General features: G+C 48.9%; 15 protein-coding genes. 9 read left to right on the top strand and 6 right to left on the bottom strand.

The genetic code is table 11. The annotated features are described in order from the left end of the window. Positions 1 to 10 precede the first annotated feature (10 nt). Both pta and ACSTTG_RS01085 read right to left on the bottom strand, forming a co-directional pair. Positions 11 to 2,161 (bottom strand): phosphate acetyltransferase, encoded by a 2,151-nt coding sequence (gene pta, locus ACSTTG_RS01090; RefSeq protein ID WP_438459949.1) that lies wholly within the window; start codon positions 2,159 to 2,161, stop codon positions 11 to 13. Positions 2,162 to 2,286: 125 nt separating this feature from the next. Then, on the bottom strand, positions 2,287 to 3,483 hold the full coding sequence (locus ACSTTG_RS01085; protein ID WP_438459950.1) for an acetate kinase: 1,197 nt from the start codon (positions 3,481 to 3,483) through the stop codon (positions 2,287 to 2,289). Positions 3,484 to 3,839: 356 nt separating this feature from the next. Here ACSTTG_RS01085 and yfbV point away from each other — a divergent pair, with 356 nt between their 5' ends. Continuing rightward, positions 3,840 to 4,292 carry a terminus macrodomain insulation protein YfbV gene (gene yfbV, locus ACSTTG_RS01080; protein WP_438459951.1) on the top strand — a complete coding sequence of 151 codons (453 nt, stop codon included), beginning with the start codon at positions 3,840 to 3,842 and terminating at the stop codon, positions 4,290 to 4,292. A gap of 77 nt (positions 4,293 to 4,369) precedes the next feature. Here yfbV and ald read toward each other — a convergent pair whose 3' ends face one another. Next, positions 4,370 to 5,494: an alanine dehydrogenase gene (gene ald, locus ACSTTG_RS01075; protein WP_438473554.1), complete on the bottom strand. Its 1,125-nt coding sequence runs from the start codon at positions 5,492 to 5,494 to the stop codon at positions 4,370 to 4,372. A gap of 156 nt (positions 5,495 to 5,650) precedes the next feature. On the opposite strand from ald, the gene lrp reads away from it, so the two are divergent. Beyond that, positions 5,651 to 6,145 carry a leucine-responsive transcriptional regulator Lrp gene (gene lrp, locus ACSTTG_RS01070; RefSeq protein WP_438459953.1) on the top strand — a complete coding sequence of 165 codons (495 nt, stop codon included), beginning with the start codon at positions 5,651 to 5,653 and terminating at the stop codon, positions 6,143 to 6,145. Positions 6,146 to 6,434: 289 nt separating this feature from the next. Next, positions 6,435 to 9,374 (top strand): DNA translocase FtsK, encoded by a 2,940-nt coding sequence (locus tag ACSTTG_RS01065; protein ID WP_438473553.1) that lies wholly within the window; start codon positions 6,435 to 6,437, stop codon positions 9,372 to 9,374. A 542-nt stretch (positions 9,375 to 9,916) separates the two neighbouring features. On the opposite strand, the gene dsbB is transcribed toward ACSTTG_RS01065, so the two are convergent. Next, entirely contained in the window at positions 9,917 to 10,453 is a 537-nt protein-coding gene (dsbB, locus tag ACSTTG_RS01060; protein WP_438459955.1) for a disulfide bond formation protein DsbB, read from the bottom strand. 438 nt (positions 10,454 to 10,891) lie between these two features. Between dsbB and fadR the strand changes: the two genes are divergently transcribed. Further along, positions 10,892 to 11,731 (top strand): fatty acid metabolism transcriptional regulator FadR, encoded by an 840-nt coding sequence (fadR, locus tag ACSTTG_RS01055; RefSeq protein ID WP_438459956.1) that lies wholly within the window; start codon positions 10,892 to 10,894, stop codon positions 11,729 to 11,731. A gap of 143 nt (positions 11,732 to 11,874) precedes the next feature. Here the strand turns inward: fadR and ACSTTG_RS01050 are convergent, their stop codons facing one another. Together ACSTTG_RS01050 and ACSTTG_RS01045 are read right to left on the bottom strand one after the other, a co-directional pair. After that, positions 11,875 to 13,044: a DUF1887 family protein gene (locus ACSTTG_RS01050; RefSeq protein WP_438459957.1), complete on the bottom strand. Its 1,170-nt coding sequence runs from the start codon at positions 13,042 to 13,044 to the stop codon at positions 11,875 to 11,877. 218 nt (positions 13,045 to 13,262) lie between these two features. Further along, positions 13,263 to 15,269 carry a methyl-accepting chemotaxis protein gene (locus ACSTTG_RS01045; RefSeq protein WP_438473552.1) on the bottom strand — a complete coding sequence of 669 codons (2,007 nt, stop codon included), beginning with the start codon at positions 15,267 to 15,269 and terminating at the stop codon, positions 13,263 to 13,265. 309 nt (positions 15,270 to 15,578) lie between these two features. Here ACSTTG_RS01045 and hinT point away from each other — a divergent pair, with 309 nt between their 5' ends. The 5 genes from hinT (at position 15,579) to ycfP (ending at position 19,277) form a co-directional block, all read left to right on the top strand. Continuing rightward, complete coding sequence (gene hinT, locus ACSTTG_RS01040) at positions 15,579 to 15,929, top strand: purine nucleoside phosphoramidase (RefSeq protein ID WP_438459959.1); 351 nt, start codon at positions 15,579 to 15,581, stop codon at positions 15,927 to 15,929. Between the two features lie 44 nt (positions 15,930 to 15,973). After that, the gene (locus tag ACSTTG_RS01035) at positions 15,974 to 17,365 is read left to right on the top strand and encodes a COG3014 family protein (RefSeq protein WP_438473551.1); all 1,392 of its coding nucleotides are present in this window, start codon (positions 15,974 to 15,976) and stop codon (positions 17,363 to 17,365) included. After that, on the top strand, positions 17,365 to 17,751 hold the full coding sequence (locus ACSTTG_RS01030) for a YcfL family putative periplasmic lipoprotein (protein WP_438473550.1): 387 nt from the start codon (positions 17,365 to 17,367) through the stop codon (positions 17,749 to 17,751). The genes ACSTTG_RS01035 and ACSTTG_RS01030 overlap by 1 nt, the downstream gene beginning before the upstream one ends. 43 nt (positions 17,752 to 17,794) lie before the next feature. Next, complete coding sequence (lpoB, locus tag ACSTTG_RS01025) at positions 17,795 to 18,385, top strand: penicillin-binding protein activator LpoB (protein WP_438459962.1); 591 nt, start codon at positions 17,795 to 17,797, stop codon at positions 18,383 to 18,385. A gap of 352 nt (positions 18,386 to 18,737) precedes the next feature. Next, on the top strand, positions 18,738 to 19,277 hold the full coding sequence (gene ycfP / locus ACSTTG_RS01020; RefSeq protein WP_438473549.1) for an alpha/beta hydrolase YcfP: 540 nt from the start codon (positions 18,738 to 18,740) through the stop codon (positions 19,275 to 19,277). Positions 19,278 to 19,610 lie beyond the last annotated feature (333 nt).

Here is a 19,610-nt window from a genome sequence, read left to right as displayed (position 1 = left end):
AATAAAACGATTACTTCGCTTCTTGGTCAGCCTGGATTGCCGTTAGAGCGATGGTGTAGACGATATCGTCTACAAGCGCGCCACGAGACAGATCGTTTACAGGCTTGCGCATACCTTGCAGCATTGGACCGATAGAAACTAGGTCTGCTGAACGCTGTACCGCTTTGTACGTCGTGTTACCCGTGTTTAGGTCTGGGAATACGAATACAGTCGCTTTACCTGCTACTGGAGAGTTAGGTGCTTTAGAAGCCGCTACGTTCTCCATGATTGCCGCGTCGTACTGTAGAGGACCGTCGATAACAAGATCAGGACGCTTCTCTTGAGCAAGCTTGGTGGCTTCACGTACTTTATCAACGTCTGCACCCTTACCAGATTCACCAGTAGAGTAAGAGATCATTGCAACGCGTGGGTCGATACCGAATGCCGCAGCAGAATCTGCAGATTGGATAGCGATTTCAGCAAGCTGTTCAGCTGTTGGATCTGGGTTGATCGCACAGTCACCGTAAACCAGTACTTGGTCAGGCAGTAGCATGAAGAATACAGAAGATACGATAGACGCATCAGGTGCAGTCTTAATGATCTGGAACGGAGGAACGATAGTGTTAGCCGTGGTGTGAACCGCGCCAGACACTAGACCGTCAACTTCGTCGTTCTCAAGCATCATAGTGCCCAGGAATACTGAATCTTGTAGCTTCTCACGAGCAACGACTTCAGTCATGCCTTTCTTAGCACGTAGTTCAACCAGACGAGCAACGTAGTTCTCACGAACAGCGTCAGCATCGATGATTTGAACGCCAGCGCCAAGCTCAACGCCTTGCTGTGCAGCAACGCGCTTGATCTCTTCTGGGTTACCTAGAAGCACACACTCTGCAATACCGCGCTCAGCACAGATTGCTGCCGCTTTAACCGTACGTGGCTCATCACCCTCAGGAAGAACGATACGCTTGCCAGCACGACGAGCAAATTCAGTTAGCTGGTAACGGAATGCTGGTGGGCTTAGGCGACGAGACTTCTGAGTGCCTTCAGTCATTGACTCAATCCAGTTGCCGTCGATGTGACCTGCAACGTGATCTTTGATTAGCTCGATGCGCTCTTTGTCGTCTGCAGGGACTTCAAGGCTGAAGCTCTGTAGGTTCAAAGAGGTCTGCCAAGTGTTACCTTGTGCAGTGAAGATAGGTAGACCTGAGTCGAATGCAGGCTTACACAGTGCTTCGATTTCTGCTGGGATTTCGTAGCCGCCAGTCATCAGTACCGCACCGATTTCAACGCCGTTCATTGCTGCAAGTGATGCTGCAACTAGTACGTCTGGACGGTCAGCTGAGGTCACGAGTAGTGAGCCAGGCTTGAAGTGTTCGATCATGTGCGGCAGAGAGCGTGCACAGAATGTGATGCTCTTGATACGACGAGTGTTGATGTCACCTTCGTTGATCACTTCAGCGTTAAGGTGCTTCGCCATATCGGTTGCGCGAGTCGCGATTAGGTCGATGCTCCATGGCACACAACCTAGAACACGGATAGGGCTGGTGTTGAAGATTTCCATCATCTTCATTTCGTTGTACTTGCCGCTTTCACCTTCTGCATCGTCAAAGATTTCAGATAGGTCAGGACGAGTACGACCAGCGTCATCAACAGGCGCGTTTAGCTTGTTGATGATCACGCCCGAGATGCTCTTGTTCTTAGTACCGCCGAAGTTAGAACATGCTACTTCGATGCGCTCTTTAAGTTGAGTCGGGTTATCGTTACCTGGAGTGGCAACTAGCACGATTTCAGCGCCAAGAGTTGCTGCGATTTCCGCGTTCACTTGGTTTGCGAATGGGTGCTTACGAGTTGGTACTAGACCTTCGATAAGCGTTACGTCAGCATCTTTGTTGATCTGGTTGTAACGCTCAACAACAGTTTCCAGTAGCTCATCCATGTTGTCGTTACCGATTAGGCTCTCAGTAACCGACATTGGCAATGATTCACCCACTTTTACATCGTTGTTATTGCCAACAATAGTAGAAGTAAGATCCGGCTGATCGCCGCCATTGCGAGGTTGAGCGATTGGCTTGTAGAAAGAAACTTTAACGCCTTTGCGCTCCATTGCACGAAGCACACCCATGCTAACGCCAGTTAGGCCAACGCCTGCGCTAGTAGGGATAAGCATAATAGTACGGGACATTTAAGTAGGACCTCTAACTATATGTTTGGGGGAGAACTCGCCGACACGAACCGGGGTTTGGATGGTCTTTGCGAGCCCAGATAAAATACTGGCCGACCTCACAAGGTCAGCCAGCTTAGAGTGGATTAAAGACCTGCTAGACGCGCAGTATCTTCAGCAATCACAAGCTCTTCGTTAGTTGAAACAACCATTGCAGGGATGCGGCTGTCTGCAGTTGTGATCACGCCTTCGCCGCCGAAGCGAGCTTTCAGGTTAGCTTCACCGTCAACTTCGATACCGAAGATACCTAGGCGGTTAAGCACTAGTTCACGGATTGGAGCACCGTTCTCACCGATACCGCCAGTGAAGACGATAGCGTCTAGACGACCGTCTAGAGTTGCAGTGTAACCAGCTACGTACTTAGCTAGGCGACGAGTCATTACGTCCATAGCGCGAGTTGCTGCTTCTTCTTTACCGAAGTTATCTTCGATGTAACGACAGTCAGGTGTAACTTCAGTCAGACCCATTAGGCCAGACTCTTTAGTTAGCATGTTGTTGATTTGCTCAACAGAGTAACCTAGCGCGTCGTGTAGGTGGAAGATGATCGCAGGGTCGATGTCACCAGAACGCGTGCCCATTACTAGACCTTCAAGAGGAGTTAGACCCATAGAAGTATCTACAGACTGACCGTTCTTGATTGCACATACAGAGGCACCGTTACCTAGGTGACAGTTGATGATGTTTAGCTCTTCAACTGGCTTGCCTAGACGCTCAGCAACTTCGCGAGCGATGAATAGGTGAGAAGTACCGTGCATACCGTAGCGACGGATACCGTGCTCTTTGTATAGGTTGTATGGAAGTGCGTATAGGTACGCTTCTTCAGGCATAGTCTGGTGGAACGCTGTATCGAATACTGCAGAGTTCTTCAGAGCTGGGAACGCTTTTTGAGCCGCTTTGATACCAACGATTGCCGCTGGGTTGTGAAGAGGTGCTAGAGTTGCACAGTCTTCGATACCCTTAAGTACTGCATCATCGATAAGAACAGACTGAGTGAATTTCTCGCCGCCGTGTACAACACGGTGACCGATTGCAGCAAGTTGATCTGCAAGTTCTGGCTTAGAAGCAAGAATAGTTTCAACGATAAAAGATAGCGCTTCGTCGTGAGCTGCGCCGTCACCTAGTTGTGCTTCGTGCTTGCCGTCAAGTTTCCACTTGATGCGAGCTTCTGGAAGGTGAAGACATTCTGCAAGACCGGTTAGGTGCTCGTCGCCGTTGTCAGCATCGACAATCGCGAACTTAAGAGAAGAACTACCGCAGTTTAAAACTAAAACTAGCTTAGACATGGTTGACTACCTGTAAATTGACTGAAATTTATTCAGTTAGGGTGAAAATCAATTACAAGATTAGTAGACACCCTAAAAAGTGCTACTCACCTTGGTCAGAAACCTTGAATTTCCGTATATAAGGACCAACGTACTTTATGTCGTTGGACTGCATTCCATGCAATGACTTATCAAGGTTGCCTTATGGCTAAATAAGGGCAACAATGAGAATAAGAGTCGGCATAGAATAGCGATGTTGGCGCAATATAACAAAAAAATTTGAAAAAATATTAACTCGGGTCAATTTTTTACAGGATTTGTTGATAGATTCAATTTTTCTAGCAAAAAAGGTGGTCTGAGAGCCTGGGGAGGGTGCGATGAGCAGACAAGTAGGCTTCATTCACAGCATGAAAGATGGTCAGCAGTACATGGACATTTGGCCGATGAGAAAAGAGCTTAATCCACTCTTTCCAGAGGCAAGAGTGATCAAGGCAACCAAGTTTGCTATAAAAGTCATGCCTGCCGTGGCCGCCATTGCGGTATTGACGCAAATGGCCTTTGATAATGCTTCCGCAATGCCACAGGCGATTGTGGTCGCTCTGTTTGCAATCAGTCTTCCATTACAAGGCATGTGGTGGCTAGGCAACCGAGCCAACACCCAACTGCCCCCAGCACTCGCAGCCTGGTACCGTGAGCTACACCAAAAGGTTCTAGACAGCGGCTTCGCACTAGAACCGATCAAACGTAAGCCTCGTTATAAAGAACTCGCCTCGGTTCTCAACCGCGCCTTCCGCCAATTGGATAAAACTGCGCTAGAGCGCTGGTTTTAGAAGCGAGAGTCGAGACCGCGTTGCTGCGAGAAGCGAGAGGGGTCTCGACTCTCGACTCTCGATTCCCGCCTCTTCCGTTAGGAAAAGCGAGCTATCGCCTCCCGAGCATCAACATACTCAAGCCCAAACGCGTCCGCGACCTCTTTACAAGTGACTTTTCCGTGGATTACGTTGAGACCGGCTAAGAAGCCGCTGTCGGCGAGGAGTGCTTTTTGATAGCCGTTGTTCGCTAGGTTGACTATATAGGGTAGGGTGGCGTTGTTCAGGGCAAAAGTAGAGGTTCTTGCAACGGCGCCGGGCATGTTGGCAACACAGTAGTGCACTACATCGTCGACGATATAGGTTGGTTCGGCGTGTGTGGTGGCTTTTGAGGTCTCAAAGCAGCCGCCTTGGTCGATGGCCACATCGACGATCGCCGCGCCGGCTTTCATTTTACCTAACATATCACGGGTGACCAGTTTGGGAGCTGCCGCGCCTGGGATGAGCACCGCACCAATGACTAGGTCAGCCTGCAGAACATGCTTCTCGATTGCATCGGTGGTTGAGTAGACCAGCTTGGCGCGCCCTTGAAACTCCTCGTCGAGGCGGCGAAGGGTATCGATATTGCGGTCAAGGATAGTGACGTCCGCACGCAGGCCAACCGCCATTCTCGCTGCGTTTGCGCCGACAACGCCGCCGCCTATGACCACCACTTTTGCCGGCTCAACGCCCGGTACGCCACCCAGTAATAACCCAAGACCACCCTGTGATTTTTCTAGAGTTAATGCTCCAGCTTGGATAGACATTCGCCCAGCAACCTCTGACATTGGAGCTAATAGTGGTAAGCGACCCACATTATCTGTTACAGTCTCATAGGCAATACAGACGGCTTTGCTCTTGATAAGCTCTTCAGTTTGTGGAAAATCTGGAGCAAGGTGCAAATAGGTAAATAAAATTTGCCCCTCTTTGAGCATGGTTCGCTCGCCAGTTTGAGGTTCTTTGACCTTAACGATCATATCTGCTTTGGCATACACCTCAGCAGCAGTAGGAAGAATGGATGCGCCTACAGAGATGTAATCTTCATCTGAGAACCCAATGCCAGCACCGGCTTGGGTTTCAATATAGATTTGGTGACCGTGTGCGATCAGCTCTCGCACACTCGCGGGGATCATACCGACACGGTATTCGTGATTTTTGATTTCCTTAGGTACGCCAATGATCATCCTGACTCCTCATAACATTATGGTGGTAATAACTGTTTTTGGGGTTAAATCATCGAATTTATTGCTAGTATAGTAGTACGCTAGCAAATTATGATGCTGAATATTAAGAAGTTGTAGTATAAATTTTTGCAAGGAAGTAATAAGGTGGAATAAAAAATGGCAGACAATTACAAGAAGCCGTCCAAGGATCTAGACAGAATCGACCGTAACATTCTGAACGAGTTACAAAAAGATGGTCGAATTTCGAATGTAGAGCTCTCAAAGCGCGTTGGGTTGTCACCAACGCCGTGTTTGGAGCGTGTGCGTCGCCTTGAGCGACAAGGCTACATTACCGGTTATACAGCGCTGCTGAATCCGCAGTATCTTGATGCCTCACTGTTGGTGTTCGTCGAGATCACGCTTAATCGCGGAACGCCAGACGTGTTTGACGAATTTAACAACGCGGTACAACGATTGGATGATATCCAAGAGTGTCACCTAGTTTCGGGTGACTTTGACTACCTGTTGAAAACCCGCGTATCGGACATGAGTGCGTATCGTAAACTGCTTGGTGATACCCTGCTGCGCCTACCAGGGGTCAATGACACTCGTACCTATGTGGTAATGGAAGAAGTCAAGCAAACCAACCAACTGGTCATCAAGACCCGTTAATTCTGGCAAAAATCTCGCACTACCCTGATTTTCTCATGTTATTTCATTGGGTTTTTTAAGGCATTGTGTTTAAATCTTTCTGAGCGGCATTGGCCGCTCAGTTTGTTTATCTATCCAAATAACCTCAAGACTGGGAAATTGCAAAGGGCAGCGACGCCCAAGCAAACTCGCCCGAGGGGAGTCAATATACAGGCTCATCTCCATGTCATATCAGCCTGTATCTTGATTCTGACGTCTGCATCTTGAGGTCACTTGGGTATACTGTGTTTTCCCAAAAATAAGAATCATCATGTTCATGCAGAACAAAGCAAAAACGGTCAAAACCATCATAAAAACTGGCCACTATGACCAGAACCAAAAGCTAAGCGGAATCCAGCGACTGCGTGAGGCAGGGCTGATTTTGTTGATCTTGGGTTCCGTCTTTTTGGCGATCGCACTGTTTACGTTCAATCCAGCCGACCCGTCTTGGTCCCAAACCAGTTGGGAAGCGGAAGTGCAAAATTCGGCGGGACGTATTGGTGCTTGGCTTGCTGATACGATGTTCTTTACCTTTGGCATCCTTGCTTACATCATTCCGTTTATCGTGACCATGGCTGCGTGGGTGACGTTACGTTCGCGCAGAGATGATGAAGAGATTGATTTCATTATGTGGGGGACTAAGCTCATCGGCTTGGTCACCCTGATCCTAACCAGTTGTGTCCTTGCCGATATCAACTTTGATGATATCTGGAAGTTTTCGTCCGGTGGCGTGATCGGCGATGTGTTGTCGAGTATCGCGTTGCCACTATTTAATGTTCTCGGTACGACCCTAGTCATGTTGTTTGTCTGGGGCGCCGGTTTTACGTTATTGACCGGTCTATCCTGGTTAACCATCGTTGAGTGGCTGGGAGAGCGTACGATTCTCGCTGGACAAACGCTCCTCGCCAAAATTCGTGGTGATGAGCGTCGAGTCTATCAGCCACAGTTGGAAAGCGATCAGGCTGAGCGTGAAGTGATTGATTTAAACTCGTCACCGGAAGTAGCTTTAGTCAACGCCGAGCCTCAAGAGAGCATCAGTCATGATCCGCTGTTCGCGACCCCAAGGCGCGCCTCTGAGGCAGAGGAGAGTCGTCGTTACAATATTCACATGCCAGAGAGTCAAACGCCTCAACCAGCGCCTTATCAAGCTCAGGAACCTGCGAGTCAAGCTCAAGAATTAACTACTCAAGCGCAGGAGTTCAGCGCGTTTGAAGAGGATCAGTTCGATATCGATGAGCAAGCGCCACGTAGCCAGCAACTGGAAGCGACGATTGCTGACCTTGAGCGTCAAGCCATGGCCAATGATGACCTCGCGATTGAGAGTGAGGCAGCAGAGAATGAGCCACAACCAATGGCGGTAGCGGACAGTGATGATGATATTGAGATCTTTGACTCATCGTACCAAGACAGTGTCGCGGCCTCTGAGAGTGTCTTGGATGTCGATCTTGAAGAAGAGATGATGCCAAGCTTTTCTGCGATCGATATTGATGACGAGCCGCAAAGCCCTACCCCGACATTGACAGAGGTTGATGAGGCTATTGAAGTTGCGCCACCTGAGCAGAGTATTGATTATGCTGACAGTGTAGAAGAAGTCTCTGCCGAAGATGAGGATGTGGCCGCGTTTCAGTCGATGGTCAAAGAGGCGCAGCAGAACATCGCCGCGCAGCAGAACCCATTCTTGGTCCAAGCGGAGACGAATCTGCCTAAGCCGACCGAGCCGATGCCAACGCTTGAGCTGCTTTATCATCCTGAGAAGCGTGAGAATTTCATCGATCGCGAGGCACTTGAGGGTATTGCGCGCTTGGTGGAGTCTAAGTTGGCGGATTACAAGATCCAGGCTCGTGTGGTGGATATATTCCCAGGTCCTGTGATCACCCGCTTCGAGCTGGACCTTGCCCCTGGTGTCAAGGTGAGCCGGATCTCAGGGCTCTCGATGGACTTGGCTCGTTCACTGTCTGCCATGGCAGTACGTGTGGTGGAGGTTATCCCGGGCAAGCCTTATGTGGGCCTTGAACTGCCAAACATGAGTCGCCAGACCGTTTACTTCTCTGACGTGGTTGGCAGTCAGCACTTTGTCGAAGCTAAATCACCCACCACTGTTGTGCTGGGACAAGATATCGCTGGTGAGGCGGTCATCGCCGATCTGGCCAAAATGCCTCATGTACTGGTCGCCGGTACGACGGGCTCGGGTAAATCGGTTGGGGTGAACGTGATGATCCTCAGCATGCTGTATAAAGCCACTCCTGAGGAGGTGCGCTTTATTATGATTGACCCGAAAATGCTCGAGCTTTCTGTCTATGAGGGCATTCCTCATCTACTCTCTGAAGTCGTTACTGACATGAAAGATGCCTCTAATGCCCTGCGCTGGTGTGTTGGTGAGATGGAGCGTCGCTACAAGCTTATGTCGGCATTGGGCGTACGAAATATCAAAGGCTTCAATGACAAGCTGAAGATGGCTGCCGAGGCAGGACATCCAATTCATGACCCATTGTGGCAGGCTGGCGATAGCATGGACCCTGAGCCACCACTGCTGGAGAAACTTCCTTATATCGTGGTTATCGTCGATGAGTTTGCCGACTTAATGATGGTCGTTGGTAAAAAAGTTGAGGAGTTGATTGCAAGGCTGGCACAAAAGGCGCGTGCGGCAGGTATTCACTTGATCTTGGCGACGCAGCGACCGTCGGTTGACGTGATCACCGGCCTAATCAAGGCCAACATCCCAACCCGTGTTGCTTTCACTGTTTCGACCAAGACCGACTCACGCACCATTCTTGATCAAGGGGGCGCTGAATCGCTGCTTGGGATGGGTGATATGCTTTACTTACCTCCAGGCTCAAGCCACACCATCCGCGTTCACGGGGCATTCGCTTCTGATGATGATGTGCATGCAGTCGTGAATAACTGGAAAGCACGCGGCAAGCCAAATTACATCGAAGCCATCACCAGTGGCGACCAGGGGCCAGAAGGGCTGTTACCGGGCGAGCAGCCTGAGGGTGAAGAAGAGATGGATCCCTTGTTCGATCAAGTCGTTGAGCACGTAGTGCAATCACGCCGCGGCTCAGTTTCCGGCGTTCAGCGCCGCTTCAAGATCGGCTACAACCGCGCAGCACGAATCGTCGAACAGCTAGAAGCACAAGGCATTGTCAGCGCCCCAGGACACAACGGCAACCGCGAGGTCCTCGCCCCAGCCCCAAACCGAGACGCCAACTAACAGGGTGCGGGGTTCGAGTACACTTCGTTTCGAGGAGCGAGTGGTGTCGTGCTTGATTGGAGTTTCTACGATCTCTTAGCGTTGGAGATATACGTGAGGCAAACCAACTAATGAACAAGGTACGGGGTTCGAGTACACTTCGTTTCGAGGAGCGAGTGGTGTCGTGCTTGATTGGAGTTTCTACGATCTCTTAGCGTTGGAGATATACGTGAGGCAAACCAACTAATGAACAAGGTGCGGGGTTCGAGTACACTTCGTTTCGAGGAGCGAGTGGTATCGTGCTCGTGAGAAGTTCCTGCAATCTCTTCGCGTTGGGGGAGTACACAAAGAACCCCCAGTAATAAAAAAGCAGAGCGATCAAGCTCTGCTTTTTTATTTGATGAAACAACTCAATTTTACTGACTTAGTGTGGGCGAGTGACATACCGCGCGCACTATACACCTCGCTCCTCGTAGGGCTTTGCCCGCACTCGCCCCTTGAACCTAGAGCCTCGTAGGGCTTTGCCCGCACTCGCGCCTCGAACCTAGAGCGCGAGCGAGCCGTTAGCGAAACAGGGTACGCTTGCGAGCGAATTGTGCAACAACGATAACCGCGAGTGCGACCAAGTTAAGTGAGAAGATCACGACTAACCATTGTGGCATTGAGAGCGAGAGAAATTGCCACACCACCTTGCTGCAATCACCATAGGCTTCAAACATCCACGGTGCCCATTGATTAAGGGGGGCCCAGTCTGGGAAGTTGACAAACAGGTCGCAGGTTTTGAAAGGGGATGGGTTAAATTGGTAGTCGACATGCTCTAGAGAAAGCCTTAGCCCTTGGTAGGCCGAATAGCCCCAGCCGATAAGGCCTACTGAGCGCACGAGTGAGTTCTTGGGCGCAGTCGCACCGAATAACGCGGCGATGGCGATGCCAAGCATAGCCACACGTTCGTAAATACACATCACACAAGGGGCAAGGAGCATCACGTGCTCAAAGTAGAGGGCGGTGGCTTCAAGCCCGACTACGATGGCAAAAAGAAGTAGCCAAGAGGCTCGGCTATGAGAAAAGGTTTTTAGCCCGTAGAGAAAATTCACATTCATTCCTTGTAAATAAAAAGCGCTGGGCTGCTTATTATTCGCGCCTTAAAGTGCAAGCTAGCTAAGAAAAGACATTGAAAGATAAACAGATCATAAGTACTCAGAGCTTTTTAACGTGTAAAAGTTTCGAGCGCAATCAAATTTTTATCTGCTTTTGATGTCAGCGGCTCTAACACGGCAAAAACTGTTTGTTTACTGACTTCGACACCATTGATATGTCGCCTTGCTTAATAATGAAGGCTTTTAACGGTTTGAATACAGATATCAACCTTAATTTTACATACCGCTCAGGCCATTAACCTTGGGGGCTTTGGATTGTGATTAGAGTGTTAACTCTAGCTTGATCTGTGTTGAAAGAATCTTACAACTTTGTTTTCGCATCAATCTAACTAGTGGTATGATGAGTGACTAAAGTTACACAATAAATTGGATTTAAGCTGAATGGTTATTAAGGCAAAAAGCCCTGCGGGATTTGCAGAGAAGTACATTATTGAGAGCATCTGGAATGGTCGATTCCCACCAGGCTCTATCTTACCTGCTGAGCGTGAATTGTCTGAGCTTATCGGTGTAACTCGCACGACATTGCGTGAGGTGCTGCAACGCTTGGCGCGAGATGGGTGGTTGACTATTCAGCATGGTAAGCCAACTAAGGTCAATCAGTTTATGGAGACTTCAGGCCTGCATATCCTTGATACTCTGATGACGCTAGATGCGGATAACGCCACTTCGATTGTTGAAGACCTTCTGGCAGCACGCACGAATATCAGCCCAATTTTCATGCGTTATGCATTCAAAGCAAATAAAGAGAACTCAGAGCGCACGATCACCAGTATTATTGAGTCGTGTGAAAGCCTGCTTGCAGCCGAGAGTTGGGATAGCTTTGTCGAGTCTTCACCCTATGGAGTTAAGATCAAACAGGAAGTGAAAGATGATGGCGAACGAGATGTTGAGGTTCGCCAGGCGGCACTGATCGCGCGTACCTTCAATTTCTATGATTACATGTTGTTCCAGCGCCTTGCATTCCACTCTGGCAACCAAATTTATGGACTGATCTTTAACGGCTTACGTAAACTGTACGATCGAGTTGGCAGCTACTATTTCTCCAACCCTCAGGCACGTGATTTGGCGTTGAATTTCTACAAACAACTGCTTGAGTTGTGTCAGACGGGTCAGCGTGATGAGATTGCCAATGTAGTTCGCCAGTATGGTATGGAAAGTGGTCTGATTTGGAACCAGATGAAGACGACACTACCGTCAGACTTTACCGAAGATGATGCGTAACGAAATCGAATAACAGCATTGTTAAAAATCCCCAAGGCATTAATGTCCTGGGGATTTTTTATAGACGTAGATAATTCAGTCGCGCTGAGCGCGTAACATCAGGTGTATTCAAACCTCTAAGTACACCGAACGGTTGATTGATGCTAGTTCGCGATAGGCGTTTCGGTACCACCTGCTGCTTGAAACCACTCAACCAGATGACGGCGCAGATCTTTTAGCTCATCGGGCCCAATCAGAGCCAAGCCAAGGTCTTCAGCTCGGGTAATATCGTTGTAGCGCAGTGGGCGGAAACTCACCAGCATTGCGCGGGCCTGCAATCCACCTAACAGATCTTTAAGTGACTCAAGCTTGTACAAGGTATCATCACCATCATCACGCATGCCTTTGGTTTTACACTCGATAATATGCAGCTTATTGTTAACCACTGAGGCGACATCGAGCTCATTACGCACCTCGCGTTCACCCAGTTGACGGTACACTTGCACGTTGAGTGAGCGGTCTTGAATAGTGGGCATGGTATCCTGGATTTGTTTAACGGTGCTATGGACGAGGGTTTCCAGCCACTCCCCGTTGGCAAAGCGACGCGCATCCTCACTGACAAAGGTCAACACGCCATCCTGGTATGAGGCGATATCAGCATCCACCAGGTCATCCAGCAATATGTTGAGCTCGCGATAGCCTTGTTGTTTTTCAGACAGCTCGACGTCTAAGCACTGCTCCTTACGACAAGTGGTTGCGAGGTAGTTAAGTGTCGCAAGGCCCGGGCCAAGCTCAAGTGCGTTGCTGGCCCATTTTTCACCCAGTTGATACAGCTTTTGGTCAAGCTGGGGTGGCAGTTCATAGTCATTGAACTCTGCACGCGCACCAAAAATGGTCAGGTAATCGGCAATCGTGATGTGGTCTTGCACTTGTGCGTCTTCATACCCATCAGAGTAGAGCCAGCACAGGGTGTCGCTGTTGGGTTCAACCACGAAAATTGGCCATTGGTAGGAGCGAAACACCTCATACACCGACAACAGTCGGTGACGTAATCCGCAGCTCGCATTGAGTTTGATGCTCTCACCACGCTGTTTGAGATCCTCCGCAAGCTGAGTGACAGACTGTTTAATCTGAGAAGAATTGGTCACATCAGGAATAGGGTAGAATTCGGCGCTGATGTCGCGTTTGGCCAGCACGCTCGCCAAGCGTTCAAACATCGTGTGTTGTGATTGATCGCCAATAAATACGATATGACGACCGACACTGCGATCATCAAGTAAGGGGGTAACTAGCCTGACAGGGTCTTGGTCAATAATACCAACATGGATTGCCATTTTATGTCCTCGTTATAATGCAACGGCGAGATGTGAGTGTGCTTGCATTTAAGTGTTTGCAAAATAAACAAGTTGCACTCTCAACTATCTCTATGACATATAAAGCTTAGTTGAATAAAAAACAAGGGTGATCATCACACATGACCACCCTTTAACAATGTTTTCTATCGATTGACGTCTAGTCAGCTAATTTATGAGCAATTTGACGTAAGTTTCACCTATAGCTTAAAGCGATGTACCAGTTCACCTTGGGTTTCCGCCAACTGAGTCAGGCTGCTGCTGGTATCCGTGATCTGCGACATCGCTTGATAACTCTCATCGGCGATGGCGTTGATCTCCTCGATATTCTTTGCAATGCCTGCGGTGGTCTCACTTTGCTCTCCGGCCGCTTGAGAGATGTAGGAGCTCATTTGACTAATTTGCAGAATCAGCGCTTGAACCTCTTCCATCGCCCCATTGGCATCCGAAGCTTGAGCTACGGTGCGTTCCATGTCCTGCATACAGCTCTCAATCACCTTACTGGCCGTGGTCGAGCTCGATTGCAGATTACTGATCATCGATTCGATCTCGCTGGTAGATTCGGTGGTGCGCTGAGCGAGAACGCGGACCTCATCCGCCACAACAGCAAAGCCTCGGCCTTGTTCACCGGCGCGTGCCGCCTCGATGGCTGCGTTTAGAGCCAGAAGGTTAGTCTGTTCAGCGATGTTGCGAATTACATCGAGGATTGAGCCAATCTGGCTGCTCATCTTCTGTAGTTCACCAACCGCATCGACGGAGTCGTGCAGTTGAGTCTCAAGCTGATTGATGGTTGAGATATTACTGCTCATGATCTTGCGGCCCGAGCTTGAGGCGGTTTCAACCTCTTGAACCATAGTCAAGGTGCTTTGGGCGCTGTTAGCAACCTCTTGTACTGAATGCGACATTTCTGTCATCGCCGTCGCGACACTCGCCGTTTGTGCACGTTGCACATTAAGCTTGGTTTGCGCATTCTGTGAGGTGGTTTGATTCTCGGTTGCCGTATTGGTCAAGGCATCTGAGGCGCTATTTAGGCGCTGGACAATGTCGTGCAGGCTATCTGCCAGGGTGTTGATATGGTTGCTGACACGGCTAAACTCATTGCTGTAGCCAATCTTAATTCGATTGGTCAAGTCGCCCTTGGTCAAGCTCTCGAGTGATTTGAGAATATTGGTCAATGGGGTGCGAACACTGCTGGCGATATGATAGCCGACGCCGGTGGCCAGAATCACCACCAGTGCTAATACTACTAGGCTGCGTAGGATACTCTGGTCATAGACCTCTCCAGCGTTTTGTAGCGAGTTTTGCAGTCCATCCGATGCAGCGGTGTTGAACGAGCCTAGCAGCGCCATTGCAACATCAATATCCGCACCAAGGTTAGCAATGTTGTCATACAGGGCTGCACGTGAGCGAAGGTATTGATTGTGCTGGTCAAGCACGCCACCTTTTTGGCCGATATCTTGTGAAAACGCATCAACGACAGCGCCAAAATTGCGCTTTAGGCGCGGCATCTGCTCAGCGAGTCCGTTGAATGAATCGTTAAGATGGGTGATGGCTTTCTTATTGGCGTTGATCGCTTCGGTGACGAAGGTGATATCGTTGCTCGCAAGTGCATCATTGGTGATCACCTGCGCATCACGCAATCTTAGGAAGTAGCTTTTGGCCAAAAATTTGACTGAGGCACTTTCGGCATCATCAACATACTCTTTCATGCCCACACTAAGCTCGGTGTGCTGGCGCTGAAAACGGCGTGTTGAGTCTTGCACCGCTTGATGAGCGGCAAACATCGCCACATAGTTGTCCATCGCATTTTGCGCTTCGGTAAAATAGCGCAGCTCAATTTCTTTCAGTGCCGAGATCTGGCTGGCCAACTCAGGGTGTTGCTGGCTAATTGCGCTTAACTGCGAAAAGGTAGTAACAAATTCATCCTGTGCGACCGCGAACTGCTCGCGCGCCTCTGCCATACGCTCAGGGTTGTCCGTAGTCAGGAAATCTTTGAATGACTTGTCAGCCGAGAGTAAGCGTACAGAGGTATCGTTTGACTGCGATACTAGGGGCAATGCAACGCTTGAGACTGATTGAAAGTTACTGTGGAGCTGGCTCATGCCGCTGATCATCAGGTAAGTCGAAATCACAAATAAAGTGATGATCAAGGCAAAGCCGGCATACATACGCCGTATAACCGAACCGTTCATTATAATTCTCTCCATGTGCAACAAAAAAACAGCAAAAATGTTCAAAGAACAAAAAAATAAAAATTGATAGTCCCAAACTGGCGCTATGCTGATGTTATCCCGAGCATTATTTGCCATTTTGGTCTTTTGGGTATTGTTTCCCGCCCCTAATAAAGCAGGAATGTGAGCTCGGTACAATGCACATTGTTTGACATACTTTACAAATATTTCAGTGACTGTGATTCAATGTTGATAAATGAGCCATTGGTCGGGTTTATGTTGTGCTTTAACAGCAGATCCCGCATACTTTGGCCCGATAATTTGTTTAGATTCAAGGAGTCTGCCATGGCTGACGAAACCATTTTCAGCAAGATCATTCGCAAAGAAATCCCGTCAGATATCGTCTATCAAGATGAACTCGTTACCGCGTTTCGCGACATTACGCCACGCGCTCCTGTGCACGTTTTGATCGTGCCAAATAAACTGATCCCAACCGTCAATGATATTGAGGCAGATGATGAGCTCGTGATGGGTCGCCTGTTTACCGTGGCAAAGAAGATTGCCAAGGATGAAGGGATTGCCGAAGACGGTTTTCGATTGATCATGAATTGTAATTCACACGGTGGCCAAGAAGTTTACCATATCCATATGCACCTGCTTGGCGGTCGTCCACTCGGACCACTTTTGATGAGCTAACGCGTGGCTATCTGGTTGGTAAACGATTTTTGAAAAGATTGAGTTTGAACCCCTACGCTCGCAAGGCGCTGGTTGCACTCTCTACGGTGGCTCTAGCCGCCTGTAGCAGCCTGACCCCTGGAAACCTATTCAGTCATTACTCGCTTCAGAACCAGTCAGTAAGAGCGGATGTTGCGCAGGGAAAGTATGCCTCGGCACAGAGCGCCCTAGAGGGACGTTCAGACTTGTCCATGCTGGGACAGTTTGAGCTCGGAAGGGTTGCCTTACTTAATTCTGATATCTCGGTTAGTCAGGACGCGCTGCAGCGGGCGGATCAGGAAGTCAGGGTATGGCAAGATAAGCCGACCATTTCGATTTCGGACACGCTCGCGAGTAGTGGGGCATTGGTGGTCAACGATAATATGACCGACTACAGTCCGCGTGACTATGAGCTTGGTTTTCTTCATCTTTATCTGGGACTGAACTATATTTATAACAATGATTTGGAGGGTGCACTGGTTGAGGTGCGTCGTGCCAATCAAGTTCAGGAAGCGGCAAAGCAGAAGCGTGAGCGAAGCTTGGCATCGGCCGAAAACGAGCTGGCATCTCAGGGAATACAGCCGAATTTAGGCAGCGTTTTGGCGCGCTACCCCAACGCGGGTAAAAAACTGCAAGCCGTGCAAAATGGGTACTTATTCTACCTTTCAGCTTTGCTGTATGAGACTGAGGGCGACCTCAATAGTGCCTTCGTAGACTATCGGCGCGCGTTGGCAGTGATGCCAAACAACCAAGCCATCATTGATGGTGCTCAGCGCGTTGCGAGGCGCCTAGGCATGCGCCAAGACCTTGAGCTATTAGAGAAAGAGTATGGCTCATCACCGGTGCTTGAACCGGGTCATGCGCGGGTGATTCTCATTGAAGAGCGTGGTGTTGTTGAGGCGATGAAGGGCTGGCGTCTTGATTTGCCTATCTGGGATAGTCGTAACAACGGCGCAATCTACTCAATCGCCTTGCCGTACTACACGGGTCAAACTCGCGCGTCTTGGCCGCCTGTGATGATCAATGGTTACTCATCCTCAGATGACCTGTTAGTCGATGTCGATGCAATGGCCCAGCAGGCACTGTCTGAGGAGATCGTCAGTATCATCGCTCGTCAGGCCGTGAGGGTGTGGGTGAAAGATCGATTGCGTAAAGAAGCATCGGGTAAGGATGATCTTGGCAATGCGCTGTTTAATATCTGGAATACGGTGACTGAGCAGCCTGATACCCGCACCTGGCAATCGCTGCCTCAATACGTGGTCAGTAGTGAGCTCAACGTTGAGGCGGGTGAACAGCGGGTTCAAGTTGATGGTGAGCAATATAACTTTAATGTCCAAGAAGGCCGAACCGTACTGGTTTGGGTTTCGCGTCATTCACAACAGCCAGTGATCTGGCACAAACAGTTGGGTAATTTGTAATGAAAAAGATGATTGTTGCGTGTTTGCTGGTGATCCTCACTGGCTGTAGCACACCGACTGCAGGCTTGCGGATTGACAGTAAGCAACAGAACGTGATCTTTGGGGATAATGTGTTGGGTCAACGCCTGCAGGTCAATGATATTATTGCGACTGAGGTCGATGGCCGTGTACGCGGTGTGGTCACACTGGAGAGCTTTTATAGAGGTGATCAACATATTCAGTATCGCTTCTATTGGTATGATGATCAGGGTTTAGAGGTAAACACCAAGCTTGGCCCATGGAAACAAATGGTGGTGCGAGGTGAGGAGATAGTGACTATTTCTGAGGTGTCGGTTAACCCTAACGGGCGTGAGTTCCGTGTACAGATCCGACAAGCCGATAAATAATCGCTGAGCAACCTTGGCTTAGTGAGCAAATTAGGAAAAAACGATGAAAAAAAGTGTAATAGCCCTGCTTGGCTTAGCTGTGATTTTGGGTGGCTGTTCGAACAAAGTCAGCTACGGTGATGCACAAGCGGTTGAGACGACGACGATCGATTTCGGCTCAACGGATCTTCAGACGATTGTGGGTGAGATGGTCGACAGTATGTTGCTTTCGGGCTCAGTCGCGTCGATTACTCGTGATGAGCGTCCAATCGTCTTTGTTGAGCGAATCAAGAATAAAACACCGGAGCACATTGATACAGAGTCGATCACCGACAGCATCAGTACCAAGATGCTTAACTCTGGTAAATTCCGCTTCGTCGATATGGACAGAGTTGAATCAGTTCGTGATCAGTTGAACTTCCAAAACAACGATGAGCTTGTAAACCAAAGTACCGCTATCCAGTTTGGTAAAATGGTCGGCGCGCAATACATGATGTATGGCAACCTATCGAGCATCAACAAGCGCGCAGGCAACGATAAAGACGTGTACTACAAAATGACCATGCGTCTAATGGACCTAGAAACCGGCTTGATTGAATGGGCGGACGAAACAGAAATCCGCAAACAGCAATCAAAGAGCTTCCTGGGCCTTTAAGCTAAGCATCTATCTACAATGACCACCCCGTGTGGTCATTTTTTTACCCAAAGATAATGGCTAGGCGATTCACTACTTTTATTCTCGCCTCTCTACCCGCCACTCAAAGGGCATCGCCGTCCTCGCACCTCGAACCTAAAAAGAGGGGTTAGCACATCTAATTCCCCCGTGCTCCGTGAATGATGATTTGTGATAAAGGGATCACTTTTCGCTAAACTATACATACATTTTCATTCACATTTCATTTTAAAGCCCGTCAATCGTGATAGATTGAAAGCAACCAAACGCTGAATTACCAAGTGGCGAGTCCGCGTAGTTTGGTGGCTCGCCAAGAAAAACAAGGGAATGCCTTATGATTATATATTTACATGGTTTTGACTCAACAAGCCCTGGTAACCATGAGAAAGTACTTCAGTTGCAGTTTATTGACGAAGATGTCCGCTTTATTAACTACAGCACGCTCCACCCCAAACATGATATGCAACACTTACTCAAAGAGGTGAGTAAAGTGATTGATCAATCGGGTGATAAGCAAGCGCTGATCTGCGGTGTTGGATTAGGCGCTTATTGGTCTGAGCGTATTGGTTTCTTGTGTGGGATCAAGCAGGTGATGTTTAACCCTAACCTACACCCCGAAGACAACATGCAAGGCCGCATCGATCGGCCAGAAGAATACGATGATATCGCAACGAAGTGCGTCGAAGAGTTCCGGGTTAAAAACAAAGAGCGCTGTATGGTGATCCTGTCACGCGAAGATGAAGCACAAGACAACACCAAGATCGCCGCAGAACTTGAGCCTTACTACGATATCACCTGGGACGAAACCCAAACCCACAAATTCAAAAAAATCTCCCAACACCTACAAACCATAAAAGCCTTCAAACAGGCTTAAGTTCTTGGTACCAATCACGCGCTGCGCCGCAGCGCTGTTACCTCGCTTCTCGCAGGACAAAGTCCGATCTCGCCTCTCGTTTCTGATTTCCCCGCCTCTCGCCTCTGATTTTCGGTAATTAAGTTACAAAACCGTAAAAAAAATAGTGAATCTCATCATCAATCCGCTTGCACCCTTCATCAACCCCTATATAATGAACTCAATTAACAAAAGTTGATAAATATCAATAAAAGTTGAATAAAGCATACAGTAGTGCCAATGCACCGTCCAAAGATAGGACAAAGTAAAGTCAAACTAGGCGAGCGACGTACATTCCGCTCACAGAAAGCTTAG

Origin of the sequence: Vibrio glycogenivorans (genome assembly GCF_051660965.1) — a bacterium.
Classification (GTDB): Bacteria; Pseudomonadota; Gammaproteobacteria; order Enterobacterales; family Vibrionaceae; genus Vibrio.
Note: the sequence above shows the minus strand (reverse complement) of the source record. Positions and strands in the feature narration are given on the sequence as shown.

Coding starts and splice junctions, on each gene's coding strand:
- lrp (WP_438459953.1), top strand. CDS start 5,651: ATGGCAGACAATTACAAGAAGCCGTCCAAGGATCTAGACAGAATCGAC.
- pta (WP_438459949.1), bottom strand. CDS start 2,161: ATGTCCCGTACTATTATGCTTATCCCTACTAGCGCAGGCGTTGGCCTA.
- ycfP (WP_438473549.1), top strand. CDS start 18,738: ATGATTATATATTTACATGGTTTTGACTCAACAAGCCCTGGTAACCAT.
- fadR (WP_438459956.1), top strand. CDS start 10,892: ATGGTTATTAAGGCAAAAAGCCCTGCGGGATTTGCAGAGAAGTACATT.
- ACSTTG_RS01045 (WP_438473552.1), bottom strand. CDS start 15,269: ATGGAGAGAATTATAATGAACGGTTCGGTTATACGGCGTATGTATGCC.
- hinT (WP_438459959.1), top strand. CDS start 15,579: ATGGCTGACGAAACCATTTTCAGCAAGATCATTCGCAAAGAAATCCCG.
- dsbB (WP_438459955.1), bottom strand. CDS start 10,453: ATGAATGTGAATTTTCTCTACGGGCTAAAAACCTTTTCTCATAGCCGA.
- ald (WP_438473554.1), bottom strand. CDS start 5,494: ATGATCATTGGCGTACCTAAGGAAATCAAAAATCACGAATACCGTGTC.
- yfbV (WP_438459951.1), top strand. CDS start 3,840: ATGAGCAGACAAGTAGGCTTCATTCACAGCATGAAAGATGGTCAGCAG.
- ACSTTG_RS01085 (WP_438459950.1), bottom strand. CDS start 3,483: ATGTCTAAGCTAGTTTTAGTTTTAAACTGCGGTAGTTCTTCTCTTAAG.
- lpoB (WP_438459962.1), top strand. CDS start 17,795: ATGAAAAAAAGTGTAATAGCCCTGCTTGGCTTAGCTGTGATTTTGGGT.
- ACSTTG_RS01050 (WP_438459957.1), bottom strand. CDS start 13,044: ATGGCAATCCATGTTGGTATTATTGACCAAGACCCTGTCAGGCTAGTT.
- ACSTTG_RS01030 (WP_438473550.1), top strand. CDS start 17,365: ATGAAAAAGATGATTGTTGCGTGTTTGCTGGTGATCCTCACTGGCTGT.
- ACSTTG_RS01065 (WP_438473553.1), top strand. CDS start 6,435: ATGTTCATGCAGAACAAAGCAAAAACGGTCAAAACCATCATAAAAACT.